This window comes from Brevundimonas sp., assembly GCF_030656255.1.
Classification (GTDB): Bacteria; Pseudomonadota; Alphaproteobacteria; order Caulobacterales; family Caulobacteraceae; genus Brevundimonas.
Genome location: NZ_JAUSOE010000164.1, coordinates 1 through 15,557, shown reverse-complemented (window position 1 = coordinate 15,557; position 15,557 = coordinate 1). Strand labels below are relative to the sequence as shown.

Genomic DNA, 15,557 nt, shown 5'->3' with positions numbered 1-15,557 from the left:
TGCACTATCAAGGAGGGCGGTCCGTTCGCGGGCCGCCCTTTTCTTTGGCGTATAGGCCCGGCGTTGAAGTCGGGGGCGGGAGGGGCCATATGGCGCGGCTCGCGTTTCGTCCCCGGACCCGCCGCCGGAACACAGACAGGATCAGTTCGCCGATGACCGCCTTCATCCCCGCCGAATGGGCTCCGCACCGCGCCATGTGGGTGGGCTGGCCCAGCCATTCGGAATACTGGTTCGAGGCGCTGGAACAGGCGCAGGACGAGGTCGAGGGGCTGGTGCGGGCGCTGGCCGGGCCGGGGCGTGAACAGGTCAAGCTGATGGTCGGCAAGGCCGATGTGCTGGCGGAGGCCAAGGCGCGCTTTGAAGGCGTCGAGAATGTCGAAGTGGTGGCCGGCGAGTTCGGCGACATCTGGCTGCGCGACACTGGGCCGATCTTCGGCGCGGGATCGAAGACGGCGGCTGCGTTCCGGTTCAACGGCTGGGGCGGCAAGTATGACATGCCGGGCGACGACCTCGTTGCGGGCCAGATCGGCGAACATTCGGGCGTGGCCCTGACGTGGAACGACTTCGTCATGGAGGGCGGGTCGCTGGATCACGACGGGGAGGGGACGGTCCTGACCACGCGCCAGTGCCTGCTGAACCCCAACCGCAATCCGGCCTGGAACCAGGACGAGGCGGTCGCGACCGCCGCGCTGGAGGCCGCCATCGGCGCCCGCGCCGTGCTGTGGCTGGGCGACGGCCTGTTGAACGACCACACCGACGGGCACGTCGACAACCTGGCCCGCTTCGTCGCGCCGGGCGTCGTGGCCTGCCCGGTGGCCTGGGGCAAGAACGACCCGAACGCCGAGGTCTATGACGCCACGGCGCGCGATGTGTCGGGCATGACGGACGCGGCCGGACGCAAGATCCGTGTGCTGAGGATCCCGTCGCCGGGCCTGGTGCTGGACGAGGACGAACGGCCGATCCCGGCCAGCCACATGAACTTCCTGATCGCCAACGGCGCCGTGGTGGTGCCGACCTATGGCGACGACGCTGCAGCCGACATGGCCTGCAAGGCGTTGAAGGAAGCCTTTCCTGATCGCGAGATCATTCCCCTGCCGTCCAAGGCCATCCTGACTGGCGGCGGATCCTTCCACTGCATCTCCCAGCAGGAGCCCGCATGACCCGCAACATCACCGTCGCCGGCATCCAGACCTCTTATGGCGAGGATCTGCAGGCGAACATCGCCAAGACCATCGACTTCGTGCGTGAGGCGGCGGGCAAGGGCGCGCAGGTGATCCTGCCGTCGGAACTGTTCCAGGGGCCGTATTTCTGCGTGTCGCAGGAGGAGCACTGGTTCACCCAGGCCCATCCGTGGCGCGAACATCCGTGCGTCACGGCCCTGTCGCCAGTGGCCAAGGACCTGGGCGTGGCCATTCCGGTCTCGATCTTCGAGAAGGACGGGCCGCAGTATTACAACTCGATGGTCATGCTGGACGCGGACGGCGAGGCGCTGGGCGTCTATCGCAAGAGCCATATTCCCGACGGTCCCGGCTATCAGGAGAAATACTATTTCCGGCCCGGTGACACCGGCTTCAAGGTCTGGAACACCCGGTTCGGCAAGGTCGGGGTCGGCATCTGCTGGGACCAGTGGTTCCCGGAGGCGGCGCGGGCGATGATGCTGATGGGCGCCGACGTCCTGATGTATCCGACCGCCATCGGCACCGAGCCGCACGACGCCAGCCTGCACACGGCTGAGCCCTGGCGGCGGGCGATGCAGGGCCATGCGGTGTCCAACGCCGTGCCCGTGGTGGGCGCCAACCGGGTCGGCCATGAGACGGTGACGGAGACGGGCCAGACCTTCTATGGCCATTCCTTCATCGCCGATCAGCGCGGCGATTTGGTCGAGAGCCTGGGCGCCGAGGAGGAGGGGGTGCTGGTGCACCGTTTCGACCTGAATGAACTGGACAAGTATCGGGCGGCCTGGGGCTTCTTCCGGGATCGGCGGACCGATCTGTATGGGGCGCTGACGGGCGGAAAATAGGTTCCTTTCGTCATCCTCCGGCGAGCGTAGCGAGACCGGGGGACCCAGCGGCGCGCGACAGCGCGAACCTGTCGCGGACTCTGCGTTTGGAATCGGGCAGCGTACGCATCGCCTTCGGCGCCGCTGGGGCCCCCGGTCTGCGCCGCGAAGACGCGGCTTGCCGGAGGATGACGAAAGGTTAAGGTTAGCCTCGCATCCCCTCCACCGCCGCGACCAGTCGGTCGAGGTCTGCCGGCGCGGACAGCCGGTGGTCGCCGCCGTCGATCAGGTCCAGGCGGACGTCGCCGCCCGTCAGACGCTCGATCAGTTCGACCTGATGGCGCCAGGGGACCACGTCGTCGGCGCGGCCTTGAAGGATGTGGACCGGCGCGACGATGTCGATGACGCCGTCCAGCAGCAGCCAGTCGCGGGCCTCCTCGAACATGCACCGCGTCAGGACGTATTCGCCCAGGCCCTCCTCGACGATCAGGGTCTCGCCCTCGCGCAGGATGGCCTGGCGCTCGTGATCGGCCAGGCCGGGCCACATCAGCCGTTCGGTGAAGTCCTGGGCCGGATTGACCAGGATCAGCCCCTTGATCCGCTCGGGTCGCGCCAGGGTCGCCAGCAGCGAGACCCAGCCGCCCATCGACGAGCCGACGGGGATGACCGGGCCGGACAGGCTGTCGATCAGGGCGATCGCATCCTCGCGCCAGCGGCCGATCGTGGCCTGGCGCCAGTCGCCCGACGACCGGCCGTGGGCGAAATGGTCGTAGCGGACGTAAGACCAGCCGCGTTCGCGCGCCGCCGCCTCCAGCGCCAGGGCCTTGGTCCCCTCCATGTCGGAGCGGAAGCCGCCGACCCAGACGACGGTCGGGCCGTCCCCCTCGATGCGTTTGAAGGCCAGGGTTTCGCCGTCGGGGCGGGACAGGGTGTCGATGTCGGTCATGGGCGTTCTTGTGCCTCGACTTTTCTCTTCCGTCATCCTCGGGCTTGACCCGGTTCGTCATCCTCGGGCTTGACCCTAGGATCGGGCGTGACGCACACGGGCGACAGAAGGCGGCCCTCGGCCGAAAACCTGCGTCACGCAGTCCTCGCGCGGCGCCCCCGATCCTCGGGTCAAGCCCGAGGATGACGGAGTGAGAATGTCCGCAACCCACAAGGTTTCGCCCCAGGTCCTGTTCGTCACCTCCAACCGCATCGGCGACTGCGTCATCTCGTCGGGCGTGATCCGCGAGATCGCGCGTCAGGTTCCAGGCGCGCAGATCACCATCGCCTGCGGCCGTCCGCCCGCGCCCTTCTTCCGCAATGCGCCCGGCGTGGTGCGCACCATCGTGCTCGACAAGAAGAAGATGGCCGGCCACTGGGTCGATCTGTGGCGGCAGGTCATCGGCACGCGCTGGGACTTGGTGATCGACATCCGGGGTTCGGCCCTGGCCTATCTGGTCGCGGCGAAACGGCGCATCGTCTATAATCGCTCGTGGGAAACCGGCCTGCGCAAGGTCGAGATGGTGTCGCGCCTGATGGGGTCGGCGACGCCGCTGGATCCCGAAATCTTCCTGGACGATCAGGCGCGGGCCGAGGCCGCCGCCGTCATCGATCCGCAGCTGGCGGGGGGCGCCGGGCCTGGACCGATCATCGCCCTGGCCCCCATCGCCCACCAGCCGGGCAAGAGCTGGCCCGCCGACCGCTGGGGCGCCCTGGTTGAGAAGCTGAAGGCCGAGCCGCGCTTCGACGGCTGGCGGTTCATGCCGGTGGGCGGACCGGGAGACCGGCCGCCGGCGACGCCTGCCTTGGAGGCTGCGGGGGCGCGCGGCATCGACTTCGTCGGCAAGGGCGACATCCTGGCCTCGGCCGCCGCCATCGACCGGGCGGATCTGTTCGTGGGCAATGACTCAGGTCTGATGCATGTGTCGGCGGCCCTGGGTCGGCCGACCCTGGGCCTGTTTGGGCCGACCGAATGGTGGCTGTACGGTCCCTGGGGTCCCAAGACGCGCACGGCGGCCTCGAACGAGACGCGCGGCCAGTTCGCCCCCATTGAGGACCTGAGCGTGGATCATGTGTTCGACGCCGTGCTGGCCCTGCACGACGCCTATATTGCAGGAACGCCCGTGAAGCCTTGAAAAACAGGGCTTCTGAGGGCATATTGGGGCTCTTGAGGGGGACGTGGCGAAGGCTGCCCCTTTCCGCTCATCAAGACACACGCCTTCTTTGACCACATAAGGAAACGACGCCCATTCGCCGTCCCATGCAAGCGCCGCCCGTGAAAGACGGGCCGCGTATGAACCAGGATATCCGCGCCCCTCGCGTTCTGCTCATTGATCAGAACGGCGAGAAACAGGGCGTCATGCCCACCTCTTCCGCGCTCGAAGCCGCCGAAGAAGCCGGGATGGACTTGGTCGAGATCGTCTCCACCTCCGAACCGCCGGTGGCCAAGATCCTCGATTACGGCAAGCACCGTTTCCAGGAACAGAAGAAGAAGGCCGAGCAGCGCAAGCGCCAGAAGGTCGTCGAGCTTAAGGAAATCAAGCTCCGTCCGAACATCGACACCCACGACTATGAGGTGAAGGCCAAGGCCATGCACCGCTTCTTCGACGAGGGCGACAAGGTCAAGGTCACGCTTCGTTTCCGCGGCCGTGAAATGGCTCACCCCGAACTGGGCATGAAGCTGCTGAACAAGGTCCAGGCCGATTTCGACGAAATCGCCAAGGTCGAGTTTTCGCCCAAGATGGAAGGCCGCCAGATGATCATGATCCTGGCCCCGCGCTGATCGACACGATCCATCGCTGAATATGGAAAGCCCCGACCGGACCCGGTCGGGGCTTTCTTTTTGTCTCGCCTGGCGCGGACCCCTTGCAACTGGGGGGCGGGGCGTCCGAAAAGGAGGCTCGACTCGGGGGAGGACGTGCGTGGTGTTCAGGTCTGGGATGAAGGCGGTCGCGTTTGCGGTCGCGGCTTTGGTTTGCGTGGGGACGACGGGCGCCTGGGCCCAGAACGAGGCTCCGCCGCCGCTTGAGGCCTATGGCGCGACGCCGGCCATCGAATATATCGAACTGTCGCCCAGCGGCGACCTGGTCGCGCGGATCACCGTGGTGGGTGAGACGCGGGCCATCGCCGTGACCCGGATGACGACCGGCGAACACCTGTTCGCCGCCGACGTCGGCGACGTCAAGGTGCGGGATCTGCGCTGGATCGGCGAGAACCGGGTTCTGGTCGTCACCTCGCAGACGCGGGGCATCGCCATGCTGGGCGTGCCCCGGTCGGAGCTGTTCTTCGGGCAGGTGCTGGATCTGGAGAAGAAGAAACTGGTCCAGGTGCTGGATCGCACCCCGGACGTGCTGGCGGTGCTTTACGGCTCGGCCTCGATCCGCAACACGCAAGACGGCGACGCCCTGTTTGTGCGCGGGGTGAACATCACGACCGACCAGATCGATCTGCACCGAATCGACCTGAGAACCGGGCGCGGTCGCTCCGTGGCCTCGATGGATCGCGAGACCGACGACTATGTGCTGGACGGCGAGGGCGAGGTGATCGCCCTGGCCCGCTATGTCGAGCGCACCGGCCGTTGGTCGTTACGCCTGCCCAAGGGCAATGGCTTCCGCGAGGTTTGGGCGGTCGACGCCCTGGTGGACACGCCCTCCTTCCACGGCATGGGCCGCACGCCGCGCACGATCATCATCGGCGCCGACCGGCCAGACCTGGCGCAGCAGGAAACGGATTCCGAGACGTCGGACGTCCTGTTCGAGGTCAATGTGGACACCGGCGAATGGACCCGCCTGCCGTTCGAACACCATCCCGACTTCCTGGTGCATCATCCGCAGACCCGCCTGCTGATCGGCGGCGGCCGGACCGAGGAGGACGGCGTCCGTTACGAGTTTCTGGAACCGCAGGCCTCGCGGCGCTGGCGGTCCATCGAGCGGGCCTTCAAGGACAAGGCCCCGCGACTGATGTCCTGGAACGATGATCTGAGTCTGATCGTCGTCTTCACCGACACGGGCGAGGCGGGTCAGTATCAGCTGGTCGATTTTGATCGCGGCGTGGCCGACAGCCTGGCCGAGTCCTATCCGACCATCGCCCCCGAACAGGTCGGCGTGGTGCGCCCGATCCATTATGCTGCCCAGGACGGACTGGATATTCCCGGCTATCTGACCCTGCCGCCGGGCGTGTCCGAACCTTCGGGTCTGCCCCTGGTGGTTCTGGCCCACGGCGGTCCGGCCTCGCAGGACGTGGCGGGCTTCGACTGGTGGGCCCAGGCCCTGGCCTCGCGGGGCTATGCGGTGCTGCAGGCCAATTTCCGGGGATCGACCGGCTATGGCCTGGCCTTCATGGAGGCGGGCTATGGCGAGTGGGGGCGCAAGATGCAGACGGATCTGTCGGACGGTGTGCGTTGGCTGGCGCAAGAGGGGATCATCGACCCGTCCCGCGTCTGTATCGTCGGCGCCAGCTACGGCGGCTATGCGGCCATGGCCGGGCTCACCCTGGACGCCGGAGTCTATCGGTGCGGCGTCGCGGTGGCCGGGGTGTCGGACCTGCGCCGGATGGTCAATTGGGAGGCGCGGCAGGAGGGGCGGAACGACAGCCAGACCGTGCGCTACTGGAACCGGTTCATGGGGGCGGCGCGATTGAACGACCGGGCGCTGGACGCCCTGTCGCCGGCCCGTCTGGCCGACACGGTCGACAGCCCCCTGCTGCTGATCCACGGCAAGGACGACACGGTGGTGCATATCGAGCAGAGCCGGATCATGGCGGAAGCCATGCGTCGGGCCGGCAAGCCGGTGGAGTTCATCGAGCTTCAGGGCGAGGACCACTGGCTGTCGCGCGCCGACACCCGTCAGCAGATGCTGCGCGAGACCGTGCGGTTTCTGGAAGCGAACAATCCTGTCGGGCCAAACTGAGGGATTGAAGGGAGGTGGCGCGACGGCGCTTCTCGCGGGCCAAGCGTCGCGCTAAGCCTGGGGCATGACTCAGACGCCATCCACGCCCCCCACGGTTCGCGCCCCGGCCCTGGCCGTGCTGTTCTCGGTGGTCTTCATCAATCTGGTCGGGTTCGGCCTGGTGGTGCCGCTGCTGCCCTTCTTCGCCCAGAGCCTGAAGGCCGAGGCGTGGCAGATCACCCTGATGTTCTCGGCCTATTCGCTGGGCCAGTTCTTCGCCGAACCCTTCTGGGGCCGGTTGTCGGACCGGATCGGTCGCAAGCCGGTGCTGCTGATCACCCTGATCGCCAATGCGCTTGGCTATCTGATGCTGGCCTTTGTGCCCAACATCTGGCTGGCCATCGCCGTGCGGCTGTTCACCGGACTGGGGGCCGGCAATATCTCGACGGTCCAGGGCTATGTGGCCGACGTGACGCCGCCGGCGCAGCGGGCGGGCCGGATGGGGCTGATCGGCGCGGCCTTCGGCCTGGGCTTCATCGTCGGGCCGGGCCTGGGCGGATTGCTGACCCAGCCGCAGCTGGGCCGGCTGGGCTATCAGCTGCCGATCTTCCTGGCGGCGGCGCTGGCGGCCCTGGCGGCGGTGGGGGTGATCGTCTTCCTGCGCGAGAGCCGGGCCAAGGCCGATCCCACGGCGGCGCGTCCGCCCTTCCTGGCGGGGCTGAAGGACGCGCGGACCAATCCGGTGGTGTCGCGGGTGCTGATCGTGACCCTGATCTATATGGCCGGGTTTTCGGCGATGGAGGCCGTGTTCGGCCTGTGGTCCGAGAGCCGCTACGCCTGGGGCGCGCGCGAAGTGGGGCTCAGCTTCATGATCGTCGGCGTGGTCTCAACCCTGAACCAGGGCTTCTTCGCCGGGCGCCTGGCGCGGCGGTTCGGCGAGGCGCGGGTGCTGGCGACGGGGATGCTGTTGTTCGGCGCCTCGCTGGTGCTTCAGGTCCTGGCCCCGGTCGCCTGGTTCCCCGCCACACGGTTGGAGCTGGGCGCCCTGTCGATCCCCCTGGTCCAGGGCTGGGTCATTCCTCTGGTCATGGCCGTCGGCGCCTGCGGCATGTCCCTGGCCATGCCCAATATCTCGGCCATGATCAGCCGCGCCTCGCCGCCCGATCAGCAGGGCGCCATGCTGGGCCTGAACATGGCCTCCAGCTCGGTGGCGCGCATCTTCGGGCCGATGGTGGCGGGGGCGCTGTTCTCGGGCCTGGGGCACGACTGGCCCTTCGTGGTCGGGGCGCTGCTGACCATTCCGGCGGCGGTGATGGCGATCAACGCCGGGCGAGCGATCCGCCGGGGTCAGGTCGCTGCAGAAGCGCCCGTCACGTCCTTGTCCTGACTCATCTTGCGTCGGCCGGCGTCTTCGCTTACAAGCCGCGCCTTCGCGTACCGAACCGCCGGGCGAACAGGCATGCCTAGGCGGTTCTTAAACTCTGAGGAACACCACCCCCACGGCTCAAGCAGCCCAAAGGGCGGTAGCCCCTCAAAAAGGAGATCGAAATGCCGAAACTGAAGACGAAGTCGGGCGCCAAGAAGCGCTTCAAATTCACGGCCACTGGCAAGGTTAAGGCCGGGGTTGCGGGCAAGCGTCACCGCTTGATCAGCCACAACTCGAAATACATCCGCCAGAACCGCGGCACCTCGGTCATGGCCGACGCCGACGCCAAGAAGATCAAGTCCTACATGCCGTACGCCTGATCGGCGCGCGCTGTACGACTGATCTCAACCCAAAGAATTTGAAGGAATAGCGACATGGCTCGCGTTAAACGTGGCGTAACTTCGCACGCCAAGCACAAGAAGGTTCTGGAGCAGGCCAAGGGCTTCTCCGGCCGCCGCAAGAATACGATCCGCACGGCCAAGGCCGCCGTCGACCGCGCCGGGCAATACGCCTATCGCGACCGTCGCGCCAAGAAGCGCAACTTCCGCGCCCTGTGGATCCAGCGCATCAACGCCGCCGCGCGTATCGAAGGCTTCACCTACAGCCAGTTCATCAACGGCCTGAACAAGGCCGGCATCGAACTGGACCGCAAGGTCCTGGCCTCGATCGCTGCTGACGGCGCCGGCTTCAAGGCTGTCGCCGACAAGGTCCGCGCCGCCCTGGCCTAAGGGCGTCGGGCCCAGGCCCGTTCGCGTTCGATAAAGATCAACGCCCGCTCCGGTCTCCCGGGGCGGGCGTTCTTCGTTTCAGGTCCCCCAGTCAGGTTCGGGTCAGGCCCCCAACCCGGTTCGGGGCGGGGTCAGGCGGCTTGCGGCACGGCGGCTGTCTGAACCGCCGCCAGCACCAGGCGGATGGCGTTCAACAGGGCGTCGGGCTGGATCGGCTTCTGGGCCACGCCGTTCATGCCGGCGGCGATATAGTCCAGTTCGTCGCCTTCCTCGGCGTTGGCGGTCAGGGCCAGGATCGGCAGGCGCGAGGCCGGGCCGGGCAGGGCGCGGATGGCGCGGGTGGCGGCGACCCCGTCCATCACCGGCATCTTGATGTCCATCAGGGCGAGATCGAACGGGCGGGCCTGGACGGCGTCCAGGGCCTCCTGGCCGTTCTCGGCCATCTCGGCGGTGCAGCCGAACATCTCCAGCAGCTTGGCGGCGACGAAGCGGTTGGTGGCGTTGTCGTCGACCACCAGCACATGCAGGGTGTCGTGCGGCGTGGGCTCGGCCATGACGGGACCGACGGCCCCTTCGTCGGCGGCGCAGGCGGTCAGCGGCAGCAGCACCTGGAACCGCGCCCCGCCCAAAGGCGAGACGCCCAGGCCGATGCTTCCCCCCATCCGTTCGGCGATCTGGCGGCAGATGGCCAGACCCAGTCCGGCGCCGGCGCCCTCGCGTCCGGCCTTGCCGATATTGAAGGGGTCGAAGATGGTCGCCGCCGCCGCCTCGGGCACGCCGGGGCCGCTGTCGTCCACGGCCAGTTCCACGTTCAGGCCCGTGTCGGACCTGCGGCTGACCAGGGTGGCGACCACGCCGCCGGTCTGGGTGAATTTCAGGGCGTTGCCGACCAGGTTGTTCAGCAGCTGTTTCACACGCATGCCGTCCGCCCGGACCCAGGGACCGGCTTCAAGATCGGTGCGGACGGTCAGGTTCAGGCCCTTCTCCTCGGCGCGCGGCCGCCACAGGGCGTCGATGTCGAAGGCGACGGCGCTCAGGTCCAGCGGTTCTTCCTCCAGGGTCAGCATCCCGGCCGAGGCGCGCGACATGTCCAGGGCGTCGGTCAGCAGACGCAGCAGGCTCTGGCCGGAGTCGATGACGGTGCGGACATAGGGGCGAAGCTCTTCCTGTTCGAGCTTCCGCTCCATCAGGGCGGCGACGCCCAGAACCCCGTTCAACGGCGTGCGGATTTCATGGCTCATGACCGCCAGGAATTCGGACTTTGCGCGGCTGGAGGCGACGGCCTCGGCCTCGGCTATGGCCAGGTCCCGGGCCAGGGCGCCCATTTCCTCGGCGCGCTGGCGATGCAGGGCGGCGCCGGCCTGGACGACCTGCAGGGCCGTGCCGACGCCGACATAGCGTCCCTCGGCCACGACGATGAAGCCGCTCAGCAGGGCGCCCAATTCCGCCGCCCCATAGGCCTGGAAGAAGGTCTCGGCGCTGGTCCCGGCCTCCGCAATGGGGGCGTTGCGGTCCATCAGGCTTTCGGCCGGCTTCTTGGCGTACAGGGCGCGCCCGAACTCGGCCGCCATGCGCAGGGTGAAGGCGTTGCGCTCGATGATGCCGACCGGGCGACCTTCGTCGTTCACGACGGCCAGGGCCAGGGTGTTCGGCTCGGTCTGGAAGCGTTCGAACACCTCGGCGCCCGGCGTGGACGGAGCCACCGGCGCGATCAAGTCAACGAAATCACCGATCAGCGGCATTCGGCCCCCCCTTATGTCCACGAAGGCGGGCTTAACCAGTGATATTTAACAACCGCTTTGCCGATCATGAACCTTTCACGGCGCGTTGCGGACAGTTGATCCGAAGGCGGACGATAACAGCGCCGGTTCCCATGCGCGGAAGTCCGGACTAGTCTGGACGCATGACGATACGTGTCCTGATCTGCGGTCTTGCGGCGGTCGCCGCCCTGGCCTTCCCGGCGGCCGCACAGGACCGCCGGGTCGCCGTGACCTTCGACGACCTGCCCTATCAGGCGTCGGAGACGGCGCTGTGCGATCCCGCCGAACTGATGCGGCTGACCACCGATTTCGTGGCCATGCTGAAGCCGCTCGACACCCAGGGGACGGCCTTCGTCAACGAGGGCAAGGTCTGCGAGCCTGTCCGGGCCTCGGCCCTTCCGGCGGCGCTGAACGTCTGGCTGGACGGCGGGCTTGACCTGGGCAACCACAGCTTCAGCCACATCAACATCCACCGCACGACGGCCGAGGCCTATCTGGCCGATGTGGACGCCGGGGCCCCCAACACGCGCGCGGTGCTGGAGGCGCGCGGCCGGACCCTGCGCTGGTTCCGACACCCCTATCTGTTCACGGGCGAGACCCAGGACAAGCATGACGCCATCGCCGCCGGCCTGGCCCAGCGCGGCTATACGGTCGCGCCCGTCACGATCGACAACAACGACTGGATGTTCGGCGACGTCTATCGCAAGGCCGAGCAACTGGGCGACGCGGCGCTGAAACGACGGATCGGCGAGGCCTATGTGGCGCATATGACCACGGTGCTGGACTTCTTCGAACCCTATAGCGCCGAACTGACCGGCGGGCGCGAGCCGGCTCAGGTCCTGCTGCTGCACGCCAACAGCCTGAACCAGGACTGGTACCCGCAGATCCACGCCCTGTATCTGGCGCGGGGGTATCGGTTCGTGACGCTTGAGGAGGCTCTGTCCGACCCTCTCTACGCCCATGCCGACACCTATGTTCGGGCCAACGGGATCTCCTGGCTGCACCGCTGGACCAGGACCGACGGCCGGCCGATCCGCTGGGAGCCGGAACCGCCGGCCTGGATCGTCGCGGCGAACAAGGCTCCGGCCGACCAGCTTGTCGCCATCGCCTCCGCGCCCTGATCAGGCCCGGCGTGCGCCTTCAAGGGTGACGAAACCGCTTCGGCCCGCTAAGGCACGGGCCAAATGACCGATCTCGCCACACTCGAACTCGACCTGATCAACGCCATCGGCGGCGCGGAAACCGTCGCCGCCCTCGAAGAGGTGCGCGTCGCCGCCCTGGGCAAGTCCGGCTCCGTCTCCGGCCTGCTGAAGGGGATGGGGGCCATGAGCCCCGATGAACGCCGCGAACAGGGGCCGATGATCAACGGCCTGCGCGACCGCGTGTCCGCCGCCATCACGGCCAAGAAGGCCGAGCTGGAAGCCGCCGAACTGGACGCCCGGCTGCAGGCCGAGCGGGTCGACCTGACCCTGCCGGCCCGGCCGCGCAGGAAGGGCGGGGTCCACCCCACCATGCAGGTGATGGACGAGATGATCGCCCTGTTCGCCGAGATGGGCTTTGCGGTCGCGGAAGGCCCGGACATCGAGGACGACTTCCACAATTTCACCGCCCTGAACTTCCCGCCCAAACATCCGGCGCGGGAGATGCATGACACCTTCTTCCTGAAGCCCGACCCCGAGACGGGCGAGCGCAAGGTGCTGCGCACCCACACCAGCCCGGTGCAGGTCCGCACCATGATGTCGCAAAAGCCGCCGATCCGCATCATCGCGCCGGGCCGCACCTTCCGTAAGGATTCGGACGCCACCCACACGCCGATGTTCCACCAGATCGAAGGCCTGGTGATCGACCGTGACATCCATATGGGCCACCTGAAGACGACGCTTCAGACCTTCATCGCCCGCTTCTTCGAGCTGGACGAGGTCCAGGCGCGGTTCCGGCCGCACCACTTCCCCTTCACCGAACCCTCGGCGGAGATGGACATCCGCTGCGACCGGTCGGGCGGCAAACTGGTGTTCAACACCGGCGACGACTGGCTGGAGATTCTGGGCTGCGGGATGGTGCATCCCAATGTGCTGCGCAACTGCGGGATCGACCCGGACGAGTATCAGGGCTTCGCCTTCGGGATGGGGGTGGATCGCCTGGCCATGCTGAAATATGGCGTGCCCGACCTGCGCCCCATGTTCGACGCCGATACGCGCTGGCTGGCGCACTACGGCTTCTCGGCCTTTGCGGCCCCCAATCCGGCGAGCGGACTGAGCTGATGAACTCCATCCTGCCGATCAATCGTCCGCTGGCCGATCCAGCCGACCTGAACGCCCTGGTGTTCGAGAACGTCGACATCATCCTGTACGAACTGTTCGCGGCGGCGTCGCGACAGGGACAGGGCTTGATCCAGGGTCGCACCTTCACCGGCTGCCGGTTCCAGGGGCCGGCCATCATACTGGCGTCCAGCGGCGTGAACTTCACCGACACCAATTTCGGCGACAGCCGCGGCGGGATCAAGAATCTGCTGATGCGGCCGCTCGGGGACAAGGCCATCGGCACGATCCCGATGCGCGACTGCCAGTTCATCGGCTGCGAATTCTACGGCGTCGGCTTCACCGGCACGGATGAGTTCCTCGACCAGGTCAGCACCCTGACCAATACGCCCAAGGCCTGAAACCGTCATGAAATTCACCCTGTCTTGGTTGAAGGACCACCTCGAGACCGAGGCCGACGTCCATCAGATCGCCGAGGCCATGACCATGGCCGGGCTGGAGGTCGAGGAGGTTCTCGATCCCGCCGCCAAGCTGGCGCCCTTCACCGTGGCCAAGATCCTGTCGGCCGAGCGTCACCCCAACGCCGACCGGCTGCAGGTCTGCCAGGTCGAGACGGTCGATGGCGTGAAAGAGATCGTCTGCGGCGCGCCGAACGCGCGCGCGGGCCTGACCACCATCTACGCCCCCATCGGCGCCTATGTGCCCGGCCTGGGCGTGACCCTGGTCGAGAAGCCGGTGCGCGGCGTGGTGTCGAACGGCATGCTGTGCTCGGCCTCCGAGCTGGAGCTGGCGGACGAAAGCGACGGCATCCAGGAACTGCCGCCCGAGATCCCGGTGGGCACGCCGGTCGCCGGCCTGTTCGGCGCGGAACCCGTCATCGATTTCGAGGTGACGCCGAACCGTCCCGACTGGCTGGGCGTCGCTGGCATCGCCCGCGATCTGGCCGCCGCCAGCGTCGGCAAGCTGAAGCATTTCGACATCGCCGTGGTGCGCGGGGCCTTCCCGTCGCCGATCACCGTCCGCCTGGACGCGCCCGAGATGTGCCCCGTCTTCGCCGGCCGGGTGATCCGGGGCGTGAAGAACGGGCCGTCGCCGGCCTGGCTGCAGAAACGCCTGACCGCCATCGGTCTGCGCTCGATCAACCGCCTGGTCGATGTGACCAATCTGATCGCCTATGACCGCGCCCGCCCGCTGCACGTCTATGACGTGGCCAAGCTGGTCGGGACCGAGATCGTGGTGCGCGCGGGCCAGGTCTCAGCCGAGACGGCTCACATCGAGGGCGGCGAGCCCGAGCATCTGATCGCCCTGGACGGCAAGACCTATGTGGCCTCGGCCACCGATTGCATCATCGCCGACGCCGGGGGCGAGCGCCCCATCGGCCTGGGCGGCGTCATGGGCGGCGAAAGCACCGGCTGCGACGAGACCACCACCGACGTCTTCATCGAAAGCGCCTGGTTCGATCCGCTGGTCATCGCCCAGACCGGCCGTGCCCTCGGCATCCATTCCGACGCCCAGTACCGGTTCGCGCGCGGCGTCGATCCGGTCTCGGTCACGCCGGGGCTGGAGCTGGCCACGCGGCTGATCCTGGACCTGTGCGGCGGCGAACCGTCCGAGATCGTCTTCGTCGGCGAACCCCCGGCCAGCCCGGCGCCCTTCGCCTTCGATCCCGCCTATGTGAAACGTCTCAGCGGCATGGACCTGGACGACGACCGGATCGGCACCATCCTGGGCCAGCTGGGCTTCCTGGTCACCGCCGCCCCCGCCGATCAGGCCGAGCCCTGGATCGTCACCCCGCCGTCGTGGCGCCGCGACGTCGAGGGCCGGGCCGATCTGGTGGAAGAGGTGGCGCGGATCGAGGGCTTCGACAGCCTGCCCGACACGCCCCTGCCCGAGGTCGCCCGCCCCGCCGGCGGGGTGCTGAGCCCCCGCCAGGCCCGCGTTCGCACGGCGCGCCGGGCTTTGGCCGCCCTGGGTTACGCCGAGGCCGTCACCTGGTCCTTCACCAAACAGTCGACCGCGGCCCTGTTCGGCGGCGGGGACGACCGGCTGGTGCTGGAGAACCCGATCGCGGCCGATCTGGACTGCATGCGGCCCTCGGCCCTGCCGAACCTGATCCAGGCGGCGGCGCGCAACGCCGCGCGCGGTTTCGCCGACGCCGCCCTGTTCGAGATCGGCCCCATCTATCTGGGCGACGGTCCCAAGGATCAGCGCACGGTCATCGCCGGCTTGGTCGCCCCGCATGCCGCCCGTCACTGGGCCGGCGCCGGTGAGGATGCCCTGTTCGCGCTGAAGGCCGACCTGACCACCCTGCTGGAAGAGATCGGCGCGCCGGTCGCCTCGCTGCAACTGGCCCAGGGTCAGAACCGCGACTGGTGGCACCCCGGCCGTTCGGCCCGGCTGCAGCTGGGACCGAAGAATGTGATGGTCGAGTTCGGCGAACTGCACCCGCGCGTGCTGAAGGCGCTGGACGCCGACGGTCCGATGCTGGCCTTCGAGATCGTGCTCGACAACGTGC

The 15,557-nt window shown here is 67.7% G+C and carries 14 protein-coding genes; 12 read left to right on the top strand and 2 right to left on the bottom strand.

Annotated features, from left to right (window positions below; all coding sequences use genetic code 11):
* Positions 1 to 152: 152 nt before the first annotated feature.
* Positions 153 to 1,160, top strand: coding sequence for an agmatine deiminase family protein (locus Q7J26_RS16295; protein ID WP_304937412.1), 1,008 nt, complete (start codon positions 153 to 155; stop codon positions 1,158 to 1,160).
* Positions 1,157 to 2,020: an N-carbamoylputrescine amidase gene (gene aguB / locus Q7J26_RS16290; protein WP_304937411.1), complete on the top strand. Its 864-nt coding sequence runs from the start codon at positions 1,157 to 1,159 to the stop codon at positions 2,018 to 2,020. The genes Q7J26_RS16295 and aguB overlap by 4 nt, the downstream gene beginning before the upstream one ends.
* 184 nt (positions 2,021 to 2,204) lie before the next feature.
* On the opposite strand, the gene Q7J26_RS16285 is transcribed toward aguB, so the two are convergent.
* Entirely contained in the window at positions 2,205 to 2,945 is a 741-nt protein-coding gene (locus Q7J26_RS16285; RefSeq protein WP_304937410.1) for an alpha/beta fold hydrolase, read from the bottom strand.
* 196 nt (positions 2,946 to 3,141) lie between these two features.
* On the opposite strand from Q7J26_RS16285, the gene Q7J26_RS16280 reads away from it, so the two are divergent.
* The 6 genes from Q7J26_RS16280 to rplT all read left to right on the top strand — a co-directional run bounded on the left by Q7J26_RS16280 (position 3,142) and on the right by rplT (position 9,024).
* Positions 3,142 to 4,119 (top strand): glycosyltransferase family 9 protein, encoded by a 978-nt coding sequence (locus Q7J26_RS16280; protein WP_304937409.1) that lies wholly within the window; start codon positions 3,142 to 3,144, stop codon positions 4,117 to 4,119.
* 125 nt (positions 4,120 to 4,244) lie between these two features.
* Positions 4,245 to 4,766: a translation initiation factor IF-3 gene (gene infC, locus Q7J26_RS16275; RefSeq protein ID WP_304937408.1), complete on the top strand. Its 522-nt coding sequence runs from the start codon at positions 4,245 to 4,247 to the stop codon at positions 4,764 to 4,766.
* Positions 4,767 to 4,905: 139 nt separating this feature from the next.
* On the top strand, positions 4,906 to 6,891 hold the full coding sequence (locus Q7J26_RS16270) for a S9 family peptidase (protein ID WP_304937407.1): 1,986 nt from the start codon (positions 4,906 to 4,908) through the stop codon (positions 6,889 to 6,891).
* 64 nt (positions 6,892 to 6,955) lie between these two features.
* Positions 6,956 to 8,257: an MFS transporter gene (locus Q7J26_RS16265; RefSeq protein WP_304937406.1), complete on the top strand. Its 1,302-nt coding sequence runs from the start codon at positions 6,956 to 6,958 to the stop codon at positions 8,255 to 8,257.
* A 161-nt stretch (positions 8,258 to 8,418) separates the two neighbouring features.
* Positions 8,419 to 8,616, top strand: a complete 198-nt coding sequence (gene rpmI / locus Q7J26_RS16260) for a 50S ribosomal protein L35 (RefSeq protein ID WP_003166435.1) — start codon at positions 8,419 to 8,421, stop codon at positions 8,614 to 8,616.
* A 54-nt stretch (positions 8,617 to 8,670) separates the two neighbouring features.
* On the top strand, positions 8,671 to 9,024 hold the full coding sequence (gene rplT, locus Q7J26_RS16255) for a 50S ribosomal protein L20 (RefSeq protein WP_008258832.1): 354 nt from the start codon (positions 8,671 to 8,673) through the stop codon (positions 9,022 to 9,024).
* Positions 9,025 to 9,155: 131 nt separating this feature from the next.
* Here rplT and Q7J26_RS16250 read toward each other — a convergent pair whose 3' ends face one another.
* On the bottom strand, positions 9,156 to 10,766 hold the full coding sequence (locus Q7J26_RS16250) for a response regulator (RefSeq protein WP_304937405.1): 1,611 nt from the start codon (positions 10,764 to 10,766) through the stop codon (positions 9,156 to 9,158).
* Between the two features lie 161 nt (positions 10,767 to 10,927).
* Between Q7J26_RS16250 and Q7J26_RS16245 the strand changes: the two genes are divergently transcribed.
* The 4 genes from Q7J26_RS16245 to pheT form a co-directional block, all read left to right on the top strand.
* On the top strand, positions 10,928 to 11,905 hold the full coding sequence (locus Q7J26_RS16245; RefSeq protein WP_304937404.1) for a polysaccharide deacetylase family protein: 978 nt from the start codon (positions 10,928 to 10,930) through the stop codon (positions 11,903 to 11,905).
* Between the two features lie 63 nt (positions 11,906 to 11,968).
* Positions 11,969 to 13,045: a phenylalanine--tRNA ligase subunit alpha gene (gene pheS, locus Q7J26_RS16240; protein WP_304937403.1), complete on the top strand. Its 1,077-nt coding sequence runs from the start codon at positions 11,969 to 11,971 to the stop codon at positions 13,043 to 13,045.
* A complete protein-coding gene (locus Q7J26_RS16235; RefSeq protein WP_304937402.1) occupies positions 13,045 to 13,443 on the top strand; it encodes a hypothetical protein in 399 nt (132 codons plus the stop codon). The genes pheS and Q7J26_RS16235 overlap by 1 nt, the downstream gene beginning before the upstream one ends.
* Positions 13,444 to 13,450: 7 nt before the next feature.
* A partial coding sequence (pheT, locus tag Q7J26_RS16230; RefSeq protein WP_304937401.1) for a phenylalanine--tRNA ligase subunit beta occupies positions 13,451 to 15,557 on the top strand: 2,107 nt, incomplete at its 3' end.